This window comes from Devosia sp. Root413D1 (genome assembly GCF_001425235.1).
In the GTDB taxonomy this organism is placed as follows: domain Bacteria; phylum Pseudomonadota; class Alphaproteobacteria; order Rhizobiales; family Devosiaceae; genus Devosia_A.
This window is the reverse complement of sequence record NZ_LMEA01000008.1, coordinates 596,094-612,492: the sequence shown is the minus strand read 5'-3', so window position 1 is coordinate 612,492 and position 16,399 is coordinate 596,094. Positions and strand designations below refer to the sequence as shown.

14 protein-coding genes are annotated in these 16,399 nt (G+C 63.2%); 7 read left to right on the top strand and 7 right to left on the bottom strand.

Features of this window, described 5'->3' with window-relative positions:
• Position 1: 1 nt before the first annotated feature.
• Genes ASC89_RS11465 through ASC89_RS11455 form a run of 3 tightly spaced genes read left to right on the top strand, consistent with a single transcriptional unit; the run spans position 2 to position 2,716 of the window.
• Complete coding sequence (locus ASC89_RS11465; protein WP_055879077.1) at positions 2-823, top strand: ABC transporter permease; 822 nt, start codon at positions 2-4, stop codon at positions 821-823.
• 11 nt (positions 824-834) lie between these two features.
• A complete protein-coding gene (locus ASC89_RS11460) occupies positions 835-1,872 on the top strand; it encodes an ABC transporter ATP-binding protein (protein WP_055879079.1) in 1,038 nt (345 codons plus the stop codon).
• A 4-nt stretch (positions 1,873-1,876) separates the two neighbouring features.
• Positions 1,877-2,716, top strand: a complete 840-nt coding sequence (locus ASC89_RS11455; RefSeq protein WP_055879082.1) for a glycerophosphodiester phosphodiesterase family protein — start codon at positions 1,877-1,879, stop codon at positions 2,714-2,716.
• Positions 2,717-2,863: 147 nt separating this feature from the next.
• Here the strand turns inward: ASC89_RS11455 and ASC89_RS11450 are convergent, their stop codons facing one another.
• Entirely contained in the window at positions 2,864-3,691 is an 828-nt protein-coding gene (locus tag ASC89_RS11450) for an inositol monophosphatase (protein ID WP_055879084.1), read from the bottom strand.
• 442 nt (positions 3,692-4,133) lie between these two features.
• Between ASC89_RS11450 and ASC89_RS11445 the strand changes: the two genes are divergently transcribed.
• From ASC89_RS11445 to ASC89_RS11430, 4 genes are all read left to right on the top strand, one after another.
• Positions 4,134-4,868 carry a WecB/TagA/CpsF family glycosyltransferase gene (locus tag ASC89_RS11445; RefSeq protein ID WP_244488453.1) on the top strand — a complete coding sequence of 245 codons (735 nt, stop codon included), beginning with the start codon at positions 4,134-4,136 and terminating at the stop codon, positions 4,866-4,868.
• Between the two features lie 165 nt (positions 4,869-5,033).
• The gene (locus ASC89_RS11440; protein ID WP_082528096.1) at positions 5,034-6,146 is read left to right on the top strand and encodes a glycosyltransferase family 4 protein; all 1,113 of its coding nucleotides are present in this window, start codon (positions 5,034-5,036) and stop codon (positions 6,144-6,146) included.
• Between the two features lie 97 nt (positions 6,147-6,243).
• On the top strand, positions 6,244-7,728 hold the full coding sequence (locus ASC89_RS11435; protein ID WP_055879091.1) for an oligosaccharide flippase family protein: 1,485 nt from the start codon (positions 6,244-6,246) through the stop codon (positions 7,726-7,728).
• Entirely contained in the window at positions 7,728-8,816 is a 1,089-nt protein-coding gene (locus ASC89_RS11430) for a glycosyltransferase family 4 protein (protein ID WP_055879094.1), read from the top strand. The genes ASC89_RS11435 and ASC89_RS11430 overlap by 1 nt, the downstream gene beginning before the upstream one ends.
• A gap of 41 nt (positions 8,817-8,857) precedes the next feature.
• Here ASC89_RS11430 and ASC89_RS11425 read toward each other — a convergent pair whose 3' ends face one another.
• The 6 genes from ASC89_RS11425 to ASC89_RS11400 form a co-directional block, all read right to left on the bottom strand.
• Positions 8,858-10,153 (bottom strand): O-antigen ligase, encoded by a 1,296-nt coding sequence (locus ASC89_RS11425; protein WP_055879097.1) that lies wholly within the window; start codon positions 10,151-10,153, stop codon positions 8,858-8,860.
• 4 nt (positions 10,154-10,157) lie between these two features.
• Positions 10,158-12,287, bottom strand: coding sequence for a Wzz/FepE/Etk N-terminal domain-containing protein (locus ASC89_RS11420; RefSeq protein WP_055997749.1), 2,130 nt, complete (start codon positions 12,285-12,287; stop codon positions 10,158-10,160).
• Between the two features lie 15 nt (positions 12,288-12,302).
• On the bottom strand, positions 12,303-13,112 hold the full coding sequence (locus ASC89_RS11415) for a metallophosphoesterase family protein (RefSeq protein ID WP_082528142.1): 810 nt from the start codon (positions 13,110-13,112) through the stop codon (positions 12,303-12,305).
• 11 nt (positions 13,113-13,123) lie between these two features.
• Positions 13,124-14,560: an O-antigen ligase gene (locus ASC89_RS11410; RefSeq protein ID WP_055879105.1), complete on the bottom strand. Its 1,437-nt coding sequence runs from the start codon at positions 14,558-14,560 to the stop codon at positions 13,124-13,126.
• Between the two features lies 1 nt (position 14,561).
• Positions 14,562-15,212, bottom strand: a complete 651-nt coding sequence (locus ASC89_RS28695) for a hypothetical protein (protein WP_055997742.1) — start codon at positions 15,210-15,212, stop codon at positions 14,562-14,564.
• A gap of 212 nt (positions 15,213-15,424) precedes the next feature.
• Complete coding sequence (locus ASC89_RS11400) at positions 15,425-16,381, bottom strand: UDP-glucuronic acid decarboxylase family protein (RefSeq protein WP_055879109.1); 957 nt, start codon at positions 16,379-16,381, stop codon at positions 15,425-15,427.
• Between the last annotated feature and the right edge of the window lie 18 nt (positions 16,382-16,399).

Below are 16,399 nucleotides of genomic sequence, written 5' to 3'. Positions count from 1 at the left end.
GATGGCGCACACCCTCGTAGAAAAGCGCATCGACTGGACCGGCATCCTGTTTGCCGTGGCGCTGACCATCGTCATCGTCTTCCCGCTGCTGGTGGTGGGGACCTGGGCCTTCACCAATGTGTGGCGCTACCCCTCGGTGATCCCGCAGGAGTTCGGGCTGAAGTTCTGGCAGCAGACGCTGGCGCGAGCCGATGTGTGGAGCTCGATCACCATGAGCCTCAGCCTCGCAACCATGGTGACGCTGCTTTCGGCGATCATCTGCCTGCCGGCCGCCTACGCTTTCGCGCGGATGGATTTTCCGGGGCGCAGCATCCTGTTCTTCTCGTTCCTCGCCGGGCACGCCTTCCCCAAGTTCGGCCTGCTCGTCGCTATTGCCGGCATCTTCCTGCAGCTCAACCTGATCGGCACGTTCTGGGGGGTGGTGCTGATCCAGCTGGTGGGCACGCTCCTGTTCATGATCTGGATCCCCGTGGCGGCGTTCCAGGCGGTTGACCGGCGGATGGAAGAAGCGGCGCGTGACGTCGGCGCCGGGCCGTTCCGGGTGTTCTGGTCGATCACCCTGCCCCAGGCCGGACCAACCATTGCGGCGGCGGTGCTGCTGAGCTTTGTCGGCACGTTCTATGAAACCGAGGGCGCCTGGCTCATCGGCGCACCGCAGATCCGCACCCTGCCGGTGCTGATGATCAGCTTCATCAACAACCAGCCGGTGATCCAGTATGGCGCGGTGCTTTCCGTACTGCTCTGGGTGCCGAGCTTCATCGCGCTGCTGTTCGCGCGCCGCGTCATCAGTTCGGGCAGCTTTGCCAAGGGCTTTGGCGGTTAAGGAATCCACGCATGTCCGTGCTCGAAATCAGAGATGTGACCAAGGCTTTCGGCGCCACCAAGGCGGTGGACAGCTTCAGCCTGACCGTCGGCGACGGCGAACTGGTGTGCCTGCTCGGCCCCTCCGGTTCCGGCAAATCGACACTGCTGCGGATGATCGGCGGCTTCGAGACGCCGACGTCGGGGCATGTGGCGATTGACGGTGAGGACGTGACGCGCGTGACGCCCGAGAAGCGGCCGACCGGCATGGTATTCCAGAGCCACGCGCTGTGGACGCACATGAACGTGTTCAAGAACCTGGCCTTCGGACTGAAGCTCAGGCGGCTGCCGGAGGCCGAGATCAAGCGCAGGGTCGAAGCGGTGCTGGAACTGGTGGGGCTCGGCGGTTTCGGCCACCGCGCGACGACGCAGCTTTCGGGCGGCCAGCAGCAGCGCGTGGCGCTGGCGCGCTCGCTGGTGCTGGAGCCGAAAATCCTGCTGCTCGACGAACCTTTCGCGAGTCTCGACCAACACTTGCGCGAACGACTTCGCGAAGAAGTTCGGGACATCCAGCAGCGGCTGAAGATCACCACGCTGTTCGTGACGCACGGGCAGGATGAAGCGCTGGCGCTGGCCGATCGGATCGTGGTGATGCGTGATGGACGGACCGAGCAGGCGGCACGACCGGACGTGGTCTATCGCGAACCGGCGACGCCGTTCGTTGCGGGTTTCATCGGCACGATGAACCTGGTCGATGGCGCAGTGGCCAATGGCACGTTCACGCACTCGGGTTTCACCGTGCCGCTGCCGGTGGGCGACGGCGCGGCGACGCTGGCGGTGCGGCCGGAGGCGCTCGAGATCGTCTCGGCCAATGGCGGCGGCATGGCCAAAATCCACCGCGTCACCGATTACGGCACCCATGCCATCGTCGATATCGAGTTGCCCGATGGCACACGTCTCAAGTCGATGACCAGCGAGGCGCGCGACTGGTCGCATGGCCAACCGATCGATCTGAAGCCGAGAGCGTTTGCGGCCTATCGCGACAACGCGGCAATCCACCGGAGCAACTAAGACCATGGCCGACGCGATTTCGGTGACCCGCGCGGGTCATCGCACGTTCTTCAAGTGGCATCGTGGACGTCGCAGAGGCTCCGATCCGGTGTTCACCGGGCGGCGGATCATTGAGGGCATGCAGCTCGGCGCCAGCGTCGAGGTGGACCTGGTGATCCATGCCGATGACGGCATGGCGGTGCTGCACAACCTGTCGCTGGAGCGCGAGACGACCGGCAGCGGACTGGTGCGGCAGACCTCAGCGGAAACGCTGCGCGGCTTGCATCTCAGGAACAATGACGGGCAGCCGATCGATGACAAGGTGATGCTGCTCGAGGACCTCGCGGCGCTGATCGTGCGCGACGGCGCGCATCCGGAAGGGTTATTGCAGCTCGACTGCAAGGAAGATGCGGCGGCGCTCAACCCGCGGGTGATCGCCAGCTTCGCCGCAGCGCTCAAGCCGGTGGCACGGCACTTCATCCTGTCGTCGGGCGACGCGGAGTCGGTTCGGATGCTGACCGACAGCACGCCAGGGCTGAGGATCGGCTACGACCCCTGCCACAAGGGCGCGATGGAGCGACTGATGGCGACGCGCGACTACGCGACGTTCGTTGCCGACGCCGTGGCAGCTTCGCCGAAATCGGAGCTCGACTATCTCGAGTATCGCCTGGTGCTGGAAGCCGACCGCGATGGGTACGACCTCATCGGCGCATTCCATGCACATGGGCGGCGGATCGATGCCTATACGGTGCGACGGGCTGACGATGAGGGGATGGCGGTGGTGCGCCGCCTGCTCGAGCTGAAGGTGGATCAGATCACGACGGACGACCCGGACGGGGTGGCGGCGGCGCTGGCTGCTGACTGAAGCAGACGACCCCCTCCCGGCCTCCCCCATGAAGGGGGAGGTGAAGAGTCGAGTGGGTGGCTGGATCGCGCCATGTGCACCGGCGGGGCACCTCCCCCTTCATGGGGGAGGATGGGAGGGGGCCGTCTCTCACAGTGAGACTCAACCTCACACCCCCTTCGGATGCTTCGCTTCCTTCTTCGGCACATCCTTCAGCTTGTCGATCAGATACGCATGCGTCGCCTTGTTGGCGACGATCATGGCGCCGGTCTGCTCGTAGTACTCCGGCCCCCTGCCCCACCAGTCGGTGACGATGCCGCCGGCCTCCTGGACGAACAGGATGCCCGCGGCTGTGTCGGTGAAGCCGGTCTCTTCGTAGTAGCCGGTGAGCCGGCCCATCGCGACATAGGCACAGGAATTGGCAGCGCTGCCAACGATGCGGACAGCCCCAACCGGGGCCCGGATGGCATCGAGGCGCTCATAGGCGCCGGGATAAAGCGAGAGGCCCGGTGTGGGCAGCCCGGTGCCGATGTTCATCAGCCCGATATCGGTCTGCTCGGAGACCTCGAGCCGCTCGCCGTTGAGGAAGCTGCCCTCTCCCGCAATGGCGGTGAACATCTCGTCGGCGGGCGGATTGTAGAGCACCCCGATCACCGTCTCGCTGCCCCGGCGGAGCGCGATCGAGATGGTGTAGTGCATGCCGTTGATGAAATTGGTGGTGCCGTCGATCGGGTCGACCAGCCAGCGATACTCCTGGTCGGCCTTGTCGACGGGCGGGAACTCCTCGCCGGTAAAGCTCCAGTCCGGATAGCGCTCGAACAGCAACTTGCGGATCAGCAGCTCGGATTCCTTGTCGGCGTCGGAGACGAAATCCGCCGGTCCCTTGATGCCGATCTCGATGTCGCGGAAGCGCTTGAAATAGCCCAGCGTCAGGGCTCCTGCCTCGCGTGCAACAGTGACCATGTCGGCAAGGATGGCGTCGTAGGAAATGCTCATCGGGACTCACTCGCTCGTAGGCAAGGAGCTTAGCGTGAGCGGTGGTAGAGGACAGAAAAATCAGCGTTCTGGTCGCGCCGGCAGGGGACTTTTGACCGCCCGACCGCTTGGTGCAACGCGAGGCGTAACGTCGTTGTCAGCCGGGGCTTTTAGTCGCCGCGAAGGCAGCCGTAACGACCGGGCGAATAGTCAAAAGGTAACCAAAAGCAAGGGGATGGTTGCCATTGAAAAAATCCGGGAGCTAGACTGCGCTCATGTCATCCTATGATGCGTGGTCAGAGTCTCTCCCCGCACGAGACGATGCTAGATACGACCAAGCCCTCCAGCAGGGCGATGTCATCCACGTTGACGGCGGTTTGTTCGTTTCCAACTCGATGGCAGGTGGCGCGACTTGCGCGCAACACTGTCTCGGACCTCGAGGGCAGAAACGCAATTGAAGTATATGGGCATCGACTTCTTCGAGGGCACACAGGACGATCTGAGACGCGTGCTGCTCGACAGCAGCGATCGCTTTCGTTTCGTCGTCACGCCCAATGTCGATCACGTGAACATCCTGCGCGAGGACTCGATCCGCGGCCGGCAGTTGCGCGATGGCTATGACGGCGCGGACATCGTTGTCTGCGACAGCAGGGTACTGGAGTTGCTGGCCCGCGTGCGGTCCATCCGCTTGTTCACCTACCCGGGGGCTGATCTCGTCAAGGACCTGGTGGAGGACCCTGCGTTCGCCCATGTGACGATCGGCGTTATCGGTATCGGACGCGAAGGATTTGACATTCTGCGGCAGCGCCACCCTGCCCGCCCCCTGAGGTTCGTGGCGTCGCCCTCGCACATGGACATCGGGTCCCCGGAGTTTCACGCGGCGACCGAACAGGCAGCCACAGCAGACTGGGACATCCTCATCATCGGTCTTGGCGCTCCCAAGCAGGAACAATTCGCCCTGGCGCTCAAACAGAAGCGATCTTCCGGCGCTGCGATCTGTGCCGGGGCGGCGGTCGACTTCCTGATCGGCCGCCAGAAGCGCGCGCCCGAGATCATGCGCCGGCTGCGCATTGAATGGCTCTTCCGACTGGTCAATGAGCCAGGCCGCTTGTGGCGGCGATACATCCTTGGCGCGCCGAAACTGCTGTTCTTGCTGGTCAGCGGACAAGACCTGACCGACGGACGGCCACCGAAGTGAGGGGAACACGCAGACATCCGATGTCAGATCGGGTTCGATCGACGCCGCGCGTCGCGTGCGGCGTTGCTGCCGACGAGCCGGCGAGCGAAGGTGGCGCCCCTTATTGCCGTCGGCCGGGTAGATTCACCATGGCGCATACTTCATCCCCTGTTTGCTAAGCCAACGATGACCAACAACGCTTCACGCATAAGAGGACTGGTGATTGCTTCCCCGGGCGGGGTTGCCGGCGGAGGCGGCATGGGATCGGTCAGCCGGGGGATCCAGAGTTGGTTGCGTGCAAACCGTGCCGAAGTGCCGGTAGAGGTGCTTGATACGCGGGGATCTGGGCACGCTGGCCTATCCCCCGCCTTCCTGCTGGTCGCGGCCATGCGGGCCGTTGGACTGCGTCTCGGCGGGGCGAACCTGATGCACGTCCAGGTTTCGGAGCGCAGCAGCTTCATCCGCAAGGGAGTCATACTGCGCCTGGGCAAGGCACTCGGCATGCACACCGTTCTTCACCATCACGGTGGAGAATTCTCCAGCCTTTTTCCGACGTCGTCGCCTCGCATGCGCCGGTGGATTGCAGCTACGGTGCTCGCGGCAGATCTGAACATGGTTCTCAGCGAAAGCATGCGTGAGTTCCTGGTGGAGACGATCGGGGCGGCGCCCGATCGCGTGGCGGTACTGCACAACGCCACAAACGACCTGGGGTATTCATATGAGCCACGTCGAGATCCGTCACCGATGCGCTACGCCCTTGTGGCAAACCTGGCGCCGAGAAAGGGGGTATCGGAGTTTCTGCAGGGGTTAAAACTACTGATCGATAAAGGTCACGACGTAACAGCCACGTTGGCCGGCGGGGGAGCCGTATCCCGTTATGCCGCCGAGGCCACCCAGTTGGGCATCGCACCGCGCTGTGTCTTCACCGGCTGGCTCGATCGGCCAGGCGTTGAGAAGGTGATCCGCGAGGCCGACGCGTTGGTGTTGCCATCGCATTTCGAGTTGGTGCCCATGGTTATTCTCGAGGCAATCAGTACAGGGTTGCCGGTGATCGCTACTCCAGTAGGGGCGATCCCCGAAATAATGACCTCCGGTCGGAACTGCATCCTCGTCCCCCCTGGCGATGTTGAGGCGCTGGCGGCGGCAATGCTGAAGCTCAAGACTGAGCCGGGAGTGGCAACAGAACTCAGTGTCCAGGGACGAGCTCTCTACGATCAGAAGTTCACGATGGACGCCTACATGGAAAAGCTGCTTGCCATCTACGAGCAGGTCCTCAGCCGACCGAGGATTGGGGCGTGATCGATATCGAAGCCGAGCGCGCTGCGCACAACGGATCTGCTGGCGAACAGGGCAGCGCATCCTCATCGTGGCAACGCATTGATTGTATTGACGAGCGATGAGCAACCTCGGTCGCGGTTCGCTGATCATCTCGCTCGGCTTGTTCTGGCAGCAGGCCGCCGTGTTCCTGCTTGGAGTGGTTATCGCCAGATCGTTGGGGCCAGAGGCTTTTGGCGTTCATTCGATTCTGAAGAACCTGTCCCTGGCGCTGCTTTTCCTGACCCCGCTGGGACTCGATCTTGCCCTGCTCAAGCATGTCAGGCTGCTCGGGGGACGCAGCCAGGAATTCGAACTGGTCTACGCGCTCTGCCGTGTCGTTGTGGTCGGGCTGAATCTTCTGGCAGTAGCCGTCACGTTTCTATGGATCGGGCCGTTGCTGGAGTCGCAGGTGTTTGTGTTTCCAGCATTCTCCATGCTGCTCGTGGTGACGTTGATCGGGGGGATATTTGCCGCGGACCTGCAACTGAGCAGTGCGGTGCACCGTGCAACGGAACTGCACGTTCGCTACGCAGTGATCACGAATTATGGTCAGCCGGCGTTGCGATTGCTGCTGACGATCGTCGCCATCGCGCTCGGCCTCGGTCTGCCCGGAGTGGCATGGGCCGGTGTTGCGGCGCTGGCGCTCAACGTGCTGGTGCTGGAGGGTATGGGCCGATTCCCTATGCAGCGGCTGCGTCTTGACGCGACTGCGCTAAAGGATGCCTGGCGCCGCGCCACCACAATTCTGCGCGAAGCAGTGTGGATGGCCTTCAGCTTGCTGCTCTACGGAGTTATGCGCTTTCTTGACGTGCTGGTGGTCGGAAACCTGGTGTCCGTGAAAGCTGCCGGCGAATACGCCGCGTTGAGCAGCATCGCGCAAGTCATCCAGATCTATCCAACAGCGATGAGCCAGACGCTTGGAGCAGAAATCGCCACGATGTATGCGGCGGGCGATGTCGGAGCCATCCGCGACGTGCTTCGGCGCTATGTGAGGCTCGCGGCTTTGGTTGCCGGGTACCTGGCAGCGGGCGTTGCAGTTTTCGGAACGCAGCTGGACCTGCTGTTCGGTCCCGAGTTTCAGTTCACCTCAACACTTTCCGTCCTCCTTGCAGTGGGCTGGTTTGTCAGTGGAGTGCTGTCTCCACTCGGCTACGCGCTTTCGATGACCGGGCGACATCGGACCGAGACGCTGATCCTGGGCGGATCGGTTGTCGTGACGGTGTTGCTGCTCATCTACCTAACCACCGTGTTCGGCGCAGCCGGCGCGGCCCTGGCTGTGGCGGTCGGCTTTGGGATCACGAACTTTGCCCGCTGCCTGGCTGTCCGTGAGGTCCTTGGCGGTCTGCCATTGCAGTTCGCCAACCTGCTGCCGCTGCTGGTGTTTCTTTCGATAGGCTACGGCGTACGAGCCGTGGCGAGCACGATTGAGCGGTCGCTTCCGCTGCTCGTGCTCGAGTGCTGCATCTTCACCGTGCTTTGCGCGGGAGCGGCTTTTCTGCTGTTCGCAAACAGCGAGCAGCGGACACGGCTGACGACCGCCCTGACCCGGCGCTGGAGGACATGATGGGTTCTGCGGTTCTGCTTGCTCCGGCATTTCCAGAATACTGCTGGAACTATGCGAACGCCTTGGCTGAGCGCATGCCGGTGACGCTGTTCTGTAATCGGGTGCTCTTCCAGTCCGAAGTCGGCGAAGCGGGGGCGATCAATGGCCGGGTGCAGCTTCGACTGGTCGAGTATGGCACGCCGGGCACGATACTGAGGGTCTTGCGCGAGGTCGTGCGGCTACGCCCGGACTTCGTCCATTTTCAGGAGGCGACGGGACGGCGAGCGGCCGCCGTCAATGCCGTGCTTACAATGTTGCTCAAGGGGCGAACAAGGACGGTGCTGACGGTACACGACCCAAAGCCGCATTCAGGAAACGACAGCCCGATCGCCGCCAAGACGTGGCCTCTGAGAAACGCGGTTCGACAACGGGCCGACGTTGCCGTGCTCCATGGGGCCTTCTGCAGCGCGCTTTACGACTCGATGGGACGGCCAGCGTCACAGCAGCTGCTCACCAGCGTGCACGGGACAATCCTTGGACCGTCATCCGCGCAACGCCTGGCGCCATCGCCTGGGCAGTTCCTGTTCTTCGGCCGGATGGAAGCGTACAAGGGTCTCGATGTCCTCGCCTCGTCACTTGAGCTGTTGCGCTCCAGAGGCCGTTTATTGCGCGTAATAGTGGCTGGGAGTGGTCCGGAGTTGCAGCGGTTGGGGCCGCGCCTCTCCGCCAGCGGCGCCGAGATCATCGACAAGTACCTGAGCAGGGACGAAACCATCGAACTGATGCAGCGCTCAGAGGCGGTGCTGGTACCCTACAAGGACGCGACGCAAAGCGGTGTTGTGGCTGCGGCATTTGCCAATGGTCGAACCGTGATCGCCTCGCGAGTCGGCGGCTTGAGCGACGCAGTCGTCGATGGCCTCAATGGCATCCTGATTGAGCCCAACGCTCCGGAGGCGCTGGCACAAGCCATGCTGACGCTGGCCGACGCCCCGGCGAGGGCAGCAGCATTACGCGCCGGCGCCGAAGCTGCCGCGGCTGGTGCACTCAACTGGAACACCATAGTGGAGAACCTGCTGTCGGATCTCCGAGTATTGCCGACGGGGCGATGACCGCCTGACGCAACTCGTTCCCGGAGCGTCGGCCTGCTTTGCTAGCGAGGGGCCCGGCGTTCGTCGGCTCGCTGGCACGCCGCAATTGTGCTCGTCCGGCGCCTTGTATTGGCCCCAATCAGCGCCAGGATGAACAGGATCAACACCCAGCTCAACTTGTCACCCGTCAGGAAGGACGTTTCGGTGACGTCTCGAACGGCGTAAAAGGCCAGGCCCGCGGCAAGAAAGGGCCCGCTGCAAAGGGCGCGACGATCCGCCACCAGCAGTCTCCAGGCCGGAGCGATAATGAGCACGAAAACGCCGAGAATGAGCCCGGGGACCCCAATCTGGACCAGCATGTCCAGGTATCCGTTGTGCCCGTGCGCGATCGTGGTTACCCAGCTGTCGCGAGTATAGGCAAAGACCGGACTTGCCGGCCCGATATCCCAGAAAGAGGCGTAACCGGCTCCCAGCAGAGGATTGGTGCTCGCGTACGAGAGCATTATCCGCCAGATGTCGCCGCGGCCCGTCAGGGCGTCAGGCTGGCTGAGATACTGGGAGATCTCGCCGAGATGGTCTTGTCCAACCACAACGACAAGTGCGACGAGAACGGTAGCGGCAGCGATCGCAATAGGCCATGCCCGCCTCGGCAGCAGCTTGAACGCAAGCCCGAACAACAGAGCAATCGCAAGTGCTCCCAGTGATGTCTTCGACTGCGTCCGAAGCAGGAAGTATGCGGCGCCCAGGATGACGGTCCAGCGCAACCAACCGCCCTTCGCTGTGAAGAGCCAGATCAGTATCGTGAAAGCGCAACCGATCGCTGCGCTGTTCTTGTGCGTCATGAGACCCCGCCAGTTTCCGACCAACGCCGGCTCAGGCCCGGCCAGGCCGTGCACGCCAAGCGGACTTGCGGCAACGGTGAGATAATTGAGTACAAGAATGACCGCGAGGCTGTAGCGCAGGGCCACCAGCGTCCTGGACGTTCCGGCCCCCTCCACAACCATAAAGATGATAACCGCCACAATGGCGAGCAGGCCGAAACGCCTGAGGGTCGTAGACGGGTCGATCGCCCACAACGCGCTGGCAAGGCACAAGGCCAGCAGCAGCCCCAACCCTATTGGCAGCACAATCAGCTGGCGAGGCTCCGACAGCGCCCCCTGTGTGACGGCAACATAAACCAGCAAGGCGGGGTAAAGCGCCAGACGAAGCCATGATCCATCGGCACTGCCAGCGTCGAGCAGAAACGGGCCCAGCGCAACAAGCAGGATAAGGGCCCAGATGGCCCACTCTGCGTGTTTCGTCCGAGAACTAGCCGCCGCGCGACTGGCTGGTCGAGGCCCGATCGCTTCGTCCGCCATGGCGTCAGGGCTCCGAGTAATACGAGTACCCATAGCTGCTCTTGTAGCGGGCACTGGCACGTTGCTGTGCGTTCAGCACAGCCAGGATGGGACGGTCTTCGGGGTACGCCGTGCGAAGTTGGGCAAGCGCCAAACGCGCCTCAGTTTGCGAGGTACGACCGGACATGACGACGAACAGGATGAGATCAGCGTAGCCGGCCAGATAGAGGCCGTCGGTCACCGGGCCAACAGGCGGAGTATCGAGGATAACAACGTCGAATCGCGCGCGTGCCTGCGTCAGGAGGCGGGCGAAGTTGGGCCCGCCGATCAAGTAGTCGGTCGGCATGTCGGCGCGCTCGCCGGCTCCGATCACGTAGACCCCCGGCTGCTTGTCACGGACGACAAGCTCCGCGGCGCCGATCGCCGGTTCATCCTCATCAAGGTACTTGATGAGGCGATCCGACGAAGGCAGACCGGCCATCGCCTCGATGCTGGGACGTCGCAGATCACAGTCGATCAGGCAGACGCTCTTGTGGGCGGCGCCGTAGGCGCGCGCCAGCGCCAGGGCAATTGTGCTCTTGCCCTCGCTGGCGGTGGCCGAGGTAACCATCACGACTATTGCATCGTTTTGTCCCGCCGACTGGGTTCCAAACCGCCGCAGCCGCTGGTCGACCGTGGCGCGGATGCGCCTGATGGCTTCGGGTAGCTGCGACAATGGCGACGTCAGCATGAGTTCTGCGAGTGGACCCTGTCCTGCTGATCCGCTCAGCCGTGGGGTGGCCGTGGCAACCGGAATCTTGAGGACAGCCTCGGTCTGGTCTTCGGTCTGCAGCCCGCCAACCAGGTTCTCACGCAAGAAAGCCAAACCCACCCCGAACGCAAGGGAGCCGATCATCGCTCCCACCAGAGAGAGCATTGTACTTGGGAAAGCCGCCTGTTCTGGCGCAAGCGCCGGGGAAATGATCCGGCTGTCAGCGATCTGCAGGGTTGCCTGGGCGTCGAGGTCCTGGGTGCGCGACAACAGAGTCTGATACTGCTGGCGACCAAGCTCGGCGCTCTGCTGCATCTCGAAGATCTCGCCCAGCATGTCGGCCGGCAGAGAGCTAGAGAGCACTGCCGTGCGCAGCCGCTGACGCAGATCGGTTTCCTTGGACTGGTTGTCGGTGACCGCGCGGCGCAAGTCCGCCACCTCCCCGTCGGCGACACGCCCCAGACGCTCTTCGATATTGGCAAGTTCAGCCCGCAAGTCTACTGTCGGCCCCGCTGCCGCCTTGGCGAGCGATTCCACCGCAGCGCTGCGCTGCCGTTGCAGTTCGCGCAATGCATCCGACTGCAGCGTGTTGGTGAGGAGCTCCCAGTTCTTGTCGCGGAGGCTCGCTTCCGCCTGGTTGAACTTGGTTGAAAGTACCGAGCGCGCGGCGATCAGACTGTGCAGATTGCCACTGAGATCGGCGACATCCGACCGGCCGGTTTCCCCGACGATGCGATCCACGTTGTCGTCGATATAGGTATCCAGCGACTGCTCGGCAGCCACCATCGAAGCGCGTGTCTGCCCCAGGCGCGCCTGCAGGACGTTGCGGGCATTGAGCGTGCTGTCGATCTTGGCGGTGACCTGCGCATTGATATAGGCCTGGGCCCAGGCATTGGCGATCTCGGCGGCCCGGTTGCGGTCGGTGGAGCGGATCGACATCGAAACGATCGTCGACAGCCCGACCTGGCTCACGCCGGCAGCGCGCTTCAGGTTCTGCAGCACGCGGCGCAACGCCGCCTCACCGCTCGGCAGCGTCGGCTGGCGGATCTGCAGGAAGGACAATAGCCGATCGATGGTTCCGAGCCTCGGCCCGAACTCGGCGTCTGACGTGAGCGCCTCCTTGTCGATGACACGCAGCATCATTGCATCGGAGCGCATGATTTCGAGCTCGCTCGCAACGCGAGCCATGTCGCTGGCGCCGATGTCGAAGTCGCCGCTCGGGTCGAGCAAATTGCGGTCGCGCGACGTCACTTCGACCAGGGCTGAGGCCTGATAGACCGGCGTCAGCGAAAACACGACGAGGGCAGTGATGCCGACACCCAGCGCCAGGACGATGAGAATCAGGCGCAGCTGCCGCTGCAGCAGCCCGAGCAATCGGCGGAGATCGAAATCGGCGTCTTCCATGAACTCGCGAAGTCCTCAGTCAGATCTGAACGCCGGGGGGGCGGTCATGGGGATGTTTGGCACAGTGGAGAGGAAGCTGATCTCGCCACCCTTGTCGATGCGGGCAGATGTCAGCCGCCCGGTTGCGAAAGCGCCGGTATCGATACCGATGCGCCACGGCAGGCGCATGGGCTCAGCTTCGGGAGTATGCCCGTGCACGACGATCTTGCCGGTGCCTGTGGCGCCCCCAAGGAACGGCTCGCGTATCCACATCAGGTCACCGTCCAGCTGCTCGGCCAACGTCCGTCCCGGGCGAACGCCGGCATGGGCAAAGAAGAAGCCGGGGGTCTCGAGGCTGATCGGCAGCTGCCGCAACCACTCAAGGTGAGACCGCGGCATCTGCGCCTCGAGCGACCTGGCCAGCATGGCGGGGCGTCCTCCGCCGTCGCGCGCGTCGATGCCATAGGACGTCAACGTCTCGACGCCGCCATAGTCGAGCCATTCGGCCGACTGTTGTGGCGCGGCAAGGAAATCTAGAAGCATCTGCTCGTGATTTCCGGCAAGGGTGAAACGACGAAACCCGGCCGGAGCGGGCGCCAGCAGGTGATCGATCACCTGGGCCGATTGGGGTCCCCGATCGATATAGTCCCCCAGAAGGACCATCCACTTTTCGCCTGGTGTGCCGGCTGCATCTGCCTCAATCAGCCGCTCGAGCTGGCGGAGCTCGGCCAGGCAACCATGAACGTCCCCGATTGCATAGACGAGCGCAGGCCGTGCAGAAGCGCTCAAGCGTTCCCTTGCTGCCAGGGATTGCGGCGCACGACGAGAGCCGAACAGTGCATTCATGGCGCGCAACACTAGGTATGGCTCCGTTTGCTCATTGCCGCCGAGGTACCGAGCCCGAGTAGCAGCACGAACAGTATGGTGTTGGCCTGAATTTCCAGGCTGAAATCGGCCAGCGAGTGGATCGCGGCCACCACAACGACGCCGACGGCAGCGACCCGTCCGGTCCAGTCCGAAGAGGCGCGAGAGCTGTTCCAGGCCAGTTTTGCCGCAGCCATGCCGACCAGCAGCACGGGGATGGAACCAGCAACGATTCCCAGTTCCGACCAAAGGGCGAGGTAGGTGTTGTGTGCCCGGTCCCAAACGAGGTCCGGGCTGACTGGCAGATGATGAAACAACTGGAACGCCTGCTCGAACGCTCCCCCGCCATACCCCAGCAGGGGGCGGACACCGATCATCTCGATCACCTGGGCATAGAGATCCAGGCGGACGTCGGCCGTCGACTCCTGCGAGCCGAGACGCTCTACCAGACCCTGACCATAGAAATAGATGATGGCTGCCAGGGCAGCGAGTGCGACGGGAAGCAACAACAGGAACCATCCCAACCGCCAGCGCAGGCGACGCTGGGCCATGATGGCGACCACGAGGCAACCCACGATACCCGACACCGCTCCCATGCGGGATTGCGTGGCAAACAGCGCGGCAAGGATCAACGCCAGCGCGAGCAGGTAGATCAGCACGATCGGATCGATTGCGGGCCGGCGTCCATCGCCCTCGTCTTGCCGCACGAAAGTACCCATCAGCATGGTGACGGTGACGACAGCCCCGAAGCTCAGGAAGGTAGCAAATGAGTTGCGGTTGACGAACGTCGCCGTGGCACTGCCCTCGTAGGCCCATTTGGGCATGCTCAGCAGCGTGTCACCCAGCTGCAGCAGCGAGGCGAGGCCGAAGATCGCGTAAGCCACGACGATGGCGACAATGCCGTTGAGCAGCAGCTCGCGGCGATGCGTTCGCGAGGCAACCTGGACGACCAGCAGGAACAGCACACCATAAGTTGCCCAGCGAAGCAGCATCAGCCACGTAGAACTCGGGGCAAGGCTGATCGCCTGCCCTGTCACCACCCCGCCAGCGGCGGTCGGGACGGTCAGCAAGGCGGCAATCGCGGGCCCGCCGAATTGCGCCAGGGGCAATGCCTGGATCACAAGATAGAGCGCGACGCCGCCATAGAGCACAATCGACGGCCACATGCGCTCGAGGCCGATGCGAAACGGCTCCCGGGTCTGGCGCAATGCGACCACGTAGATGAGGCCTAGCAACCCGACGGCAAGGGCGTTCACCGCCCAGAAGAAGGGGCGATTGCTGCCCAGCGGGATGGGGGTGAGCGCCACGAACACCAGAAGAGCCCTGGCGAGTATCTCATTGAAGGTGGACTGACGGCTCGCCCCTGCCCGGGTCTCCATGCGCGTGCCGCGCGAAGCGGGGCGCGTTGCGGTGACCTCGATTCCTGACATCTCAGCCTCGCGACAGCTGGTCCGCGGCAAGGCGGACATTGTAGAGGAAGCTCTGCTGTTGCTCGGCTGGCAACCGTTCGACCAGGGCGGTGATGCGCTCGCGAAAATCCGCCTGGCGAACATAACGCTGGGCGATCGAGGCGACGCCACGCTGACTCTGGGCAAGCAGCGTGAGGTCCCGGTCATTGCCCGCCATGACCTCGGGCGTCAGTGCCGCCAGGTGATCCTCAGCCAGGTTGACCCGCAACTCGACGATCCATTGCTCGCTCGGTCCGGAGATCTGCGACATACGAAGTCGCTCCGTCATGGTGGGCAAATCGTCATTGTGCGCCGCAGCCAGCGCAGCAACATACCAGGCGAAGGCGTTTGCAGGCTCGCCTGCACTGATCCCGTCGGCAACCAGGAGGCAGTTGGCCGCGACAGCGCTACGGCGAGCGGCAGGCTGCAGGCGAGCGGTAACCGAGGTGAGCGCCTCATAGCAGTTGTTGAGGATGAGGGTGTGCGAGGCGGTTGAGAGGCCGACATCGATGCCACCGGCTGCCAACGCATCGAAGCGCTCCTTGGGCAAAATGCCGGCAGACAGATACGCCTTGGCCTCGACAAATGCGACCACCGCTCCAGAGGTTGCGAGCGCCAAGGTCACAATCAGCATGGCGCTTTGCGCAACACGCGGTGACCCCTTCACCCAATACCTCCTCAGATCGAATTGATCCGCGCCGGCAAGAACACTGGCGGCGATACATAGCCTATTCGAAGTATCATAGCGCAACGGCGCCATTCAGTCGACAAACTGCTGGAATTGCTTCGACTCTGGTTAACCTTGCGAGTCTGCCGCAGGCGGCGTTGATGTCGCCGATTCCGGCGTCACGCGGCCAGCAATTCGCGGAAGTACGCAATGGTCCGGATCATTCCTGCCTCGAGCTCGACCGTCGGCGCCCAGCCCAGCCTGTCGCGGGCCAACGTGATATCGGGCTGACGCTGGCGTGGATCGTCGGGCGGCATCGGCATGAACACCAGTTCGGAGCGGCTGGCCGTCAGGCGGATCGCCAGTTCGGCGAGCTCGAGCATGGTATACTCGCCGGGATTGCCGACATTGACCGGCCCGGGAAAGTCCGGGCCCGTCTCCATCAGCCGAAACATGCCCTCGATCATGTCGTCGACATAGCAGAAGCTGCGGGTCTGACTGCCGTCGCCATAGATCGTGATCGGTTCGCCTTTCAAGGCCTGGACGATGAAATTGGAAACCACCCGCCCGTCGTCGGGCTGCATGCGGGGGCCGTAGGTATTGAAGATCCGCATCACCTTTATGTCTAGGCGGTGCTGGCGGTGATAGTCAAAGAACAGGGTCTCGGCGCAACGCTTGCCCTCGTCGTAGCAGGCGCGCGGACCTATGGGGTTAACGCGCCCCCAATAGTCTTCGGTCTGCGGGTGCACCTCAGGATCGCCATATACCTCGCTGGTGGACGCCTGAAGGATGCGAGCACCGACGCGCTTTGCCAGACCGAGCATGTTAATGGCGCCGTGGACGCTGGTCTTGGTGGTCTGCACCGGGTCGCGCTGATAGTGCACGGGCGATGCGGGGCATGCCAGATTGAAGATGCGATCGACTTCCACATAGAGCGGAAAAGTCACGTCGTGGCGCAGCAACTCGAACCTGGGGTTGCCCCGCAGGTGCGCGATGTTGCCCTTTGAACCGGTATAGAAATTGTCGGCACAGATGACATCGTGGCCCTCCGCTACGAGCCGCTCGCAAAGATGACTGCCGAGAAACCCTGCGCCGCCCGTTACCAGAACTCGCTGCGTGCTACCGCTACCCATCATTTCCACCATCAAACGGCC

Bases quoted from the DNA above. Each gene is read 5' to 3' on its own strand.
- ASC89_RS11420 (WP_055997749.1), bottom strand. From the start codon at position 12,287: ATGGAAGACGCCGATTTCGATCTCCGCCGATTGCTCGGGCTGCTGCAG.
- ASC89_RS11455 (WP_055879082.1), top strand. From the start codon at position 1,877: ATGGCCGACGCGATTTCGGTGACCCGCGCGGGTCATCGCACGTTCTTC.
- ASC89_RS11410 (WP_055879105.1), bottom strand. From the start codon at position 14,560: ATGTCAGGAATCGAGGTCACCGCAACGCGCCCCGCTTCGCGCGGCACG.
- ASC89_RS11440 (WP_082528096.1), top strand. From the start codon at position 5,034: ATGACCAACAACGCTTCACGCATAAGAGGACTGGTGATTGCTTCCCCG.
- ASC89_RS11430 (WP_055879094.1), top strand. From the start codon at position 7,728: ATGGGTTCTGCGGTTCTGCTTGCTCCGGCATTTCCAGAATACTGCTGG.
- ASC89_RS11415 (WP_082528142.1), bottom strand. From the start codon at position 13,112: ATGAATGCACTGTTCGGCTCTCGTCGTGCGCCGCAATCCCTGGCAGCA.
- ASC89_RS11425 (WP_055879097.1), bottom strand. From the start codon at position 10,153: ATGGCGGACGAAGCGATCGGGCCTCGACCAGCCAGTCGCGCGGCGGCT.
- ASC89_RS11445 (WP_244488453.1), top strand. From the start codon at position 4,134: ATGGGCATCGACTTCTTCGAGGGCACACAGGACGATCTGAGACGCGTG.
- ASC89_RS11450 (WP_055879084.1), bottom strand. From the start codon at position 3,691: ATGAGCATTTCCTACGACGCCATCCTTGCCGACATGGTCACTGTTGCA.
- ASC89_RS11460 (WP_055879079.1), top strand. From the start codon at position 835: ATGTCCGTGCTCGAAATCAGAGATGTGACCAAGGCTTTCGGCGCCACC.
- ASC89_RS11465 (WP_055879077.1), top strand. From the start codon at position 2: ATGGCGCACACCCTCGTAGAAAAGCGCATCGACTGGACCGGCATCCTG.
- ASC89_RS11400 (WP_055879109.1), bottom strand. From the start codon at position 16,381: ATGATGGGTAGCGGTAGCACGCAGCGAGTTCTGGTAACGGGCGGCGCA.
- ASC89_RS11435 (WP_055879091.1), top strand. From the start codon at position 6,244: ATGAGCAACCTCGGTCGCGGTTCGCTGATCATCTCGCTCGGCTTGTTC.
- ASC89_RS28695 (WP_055997742.1), bottom strand. From the start codon at position 15,212: ATGCTGATTGTGACCTTGGCGCTCGCAACCTCTGGAGCGGTGGTCGCA.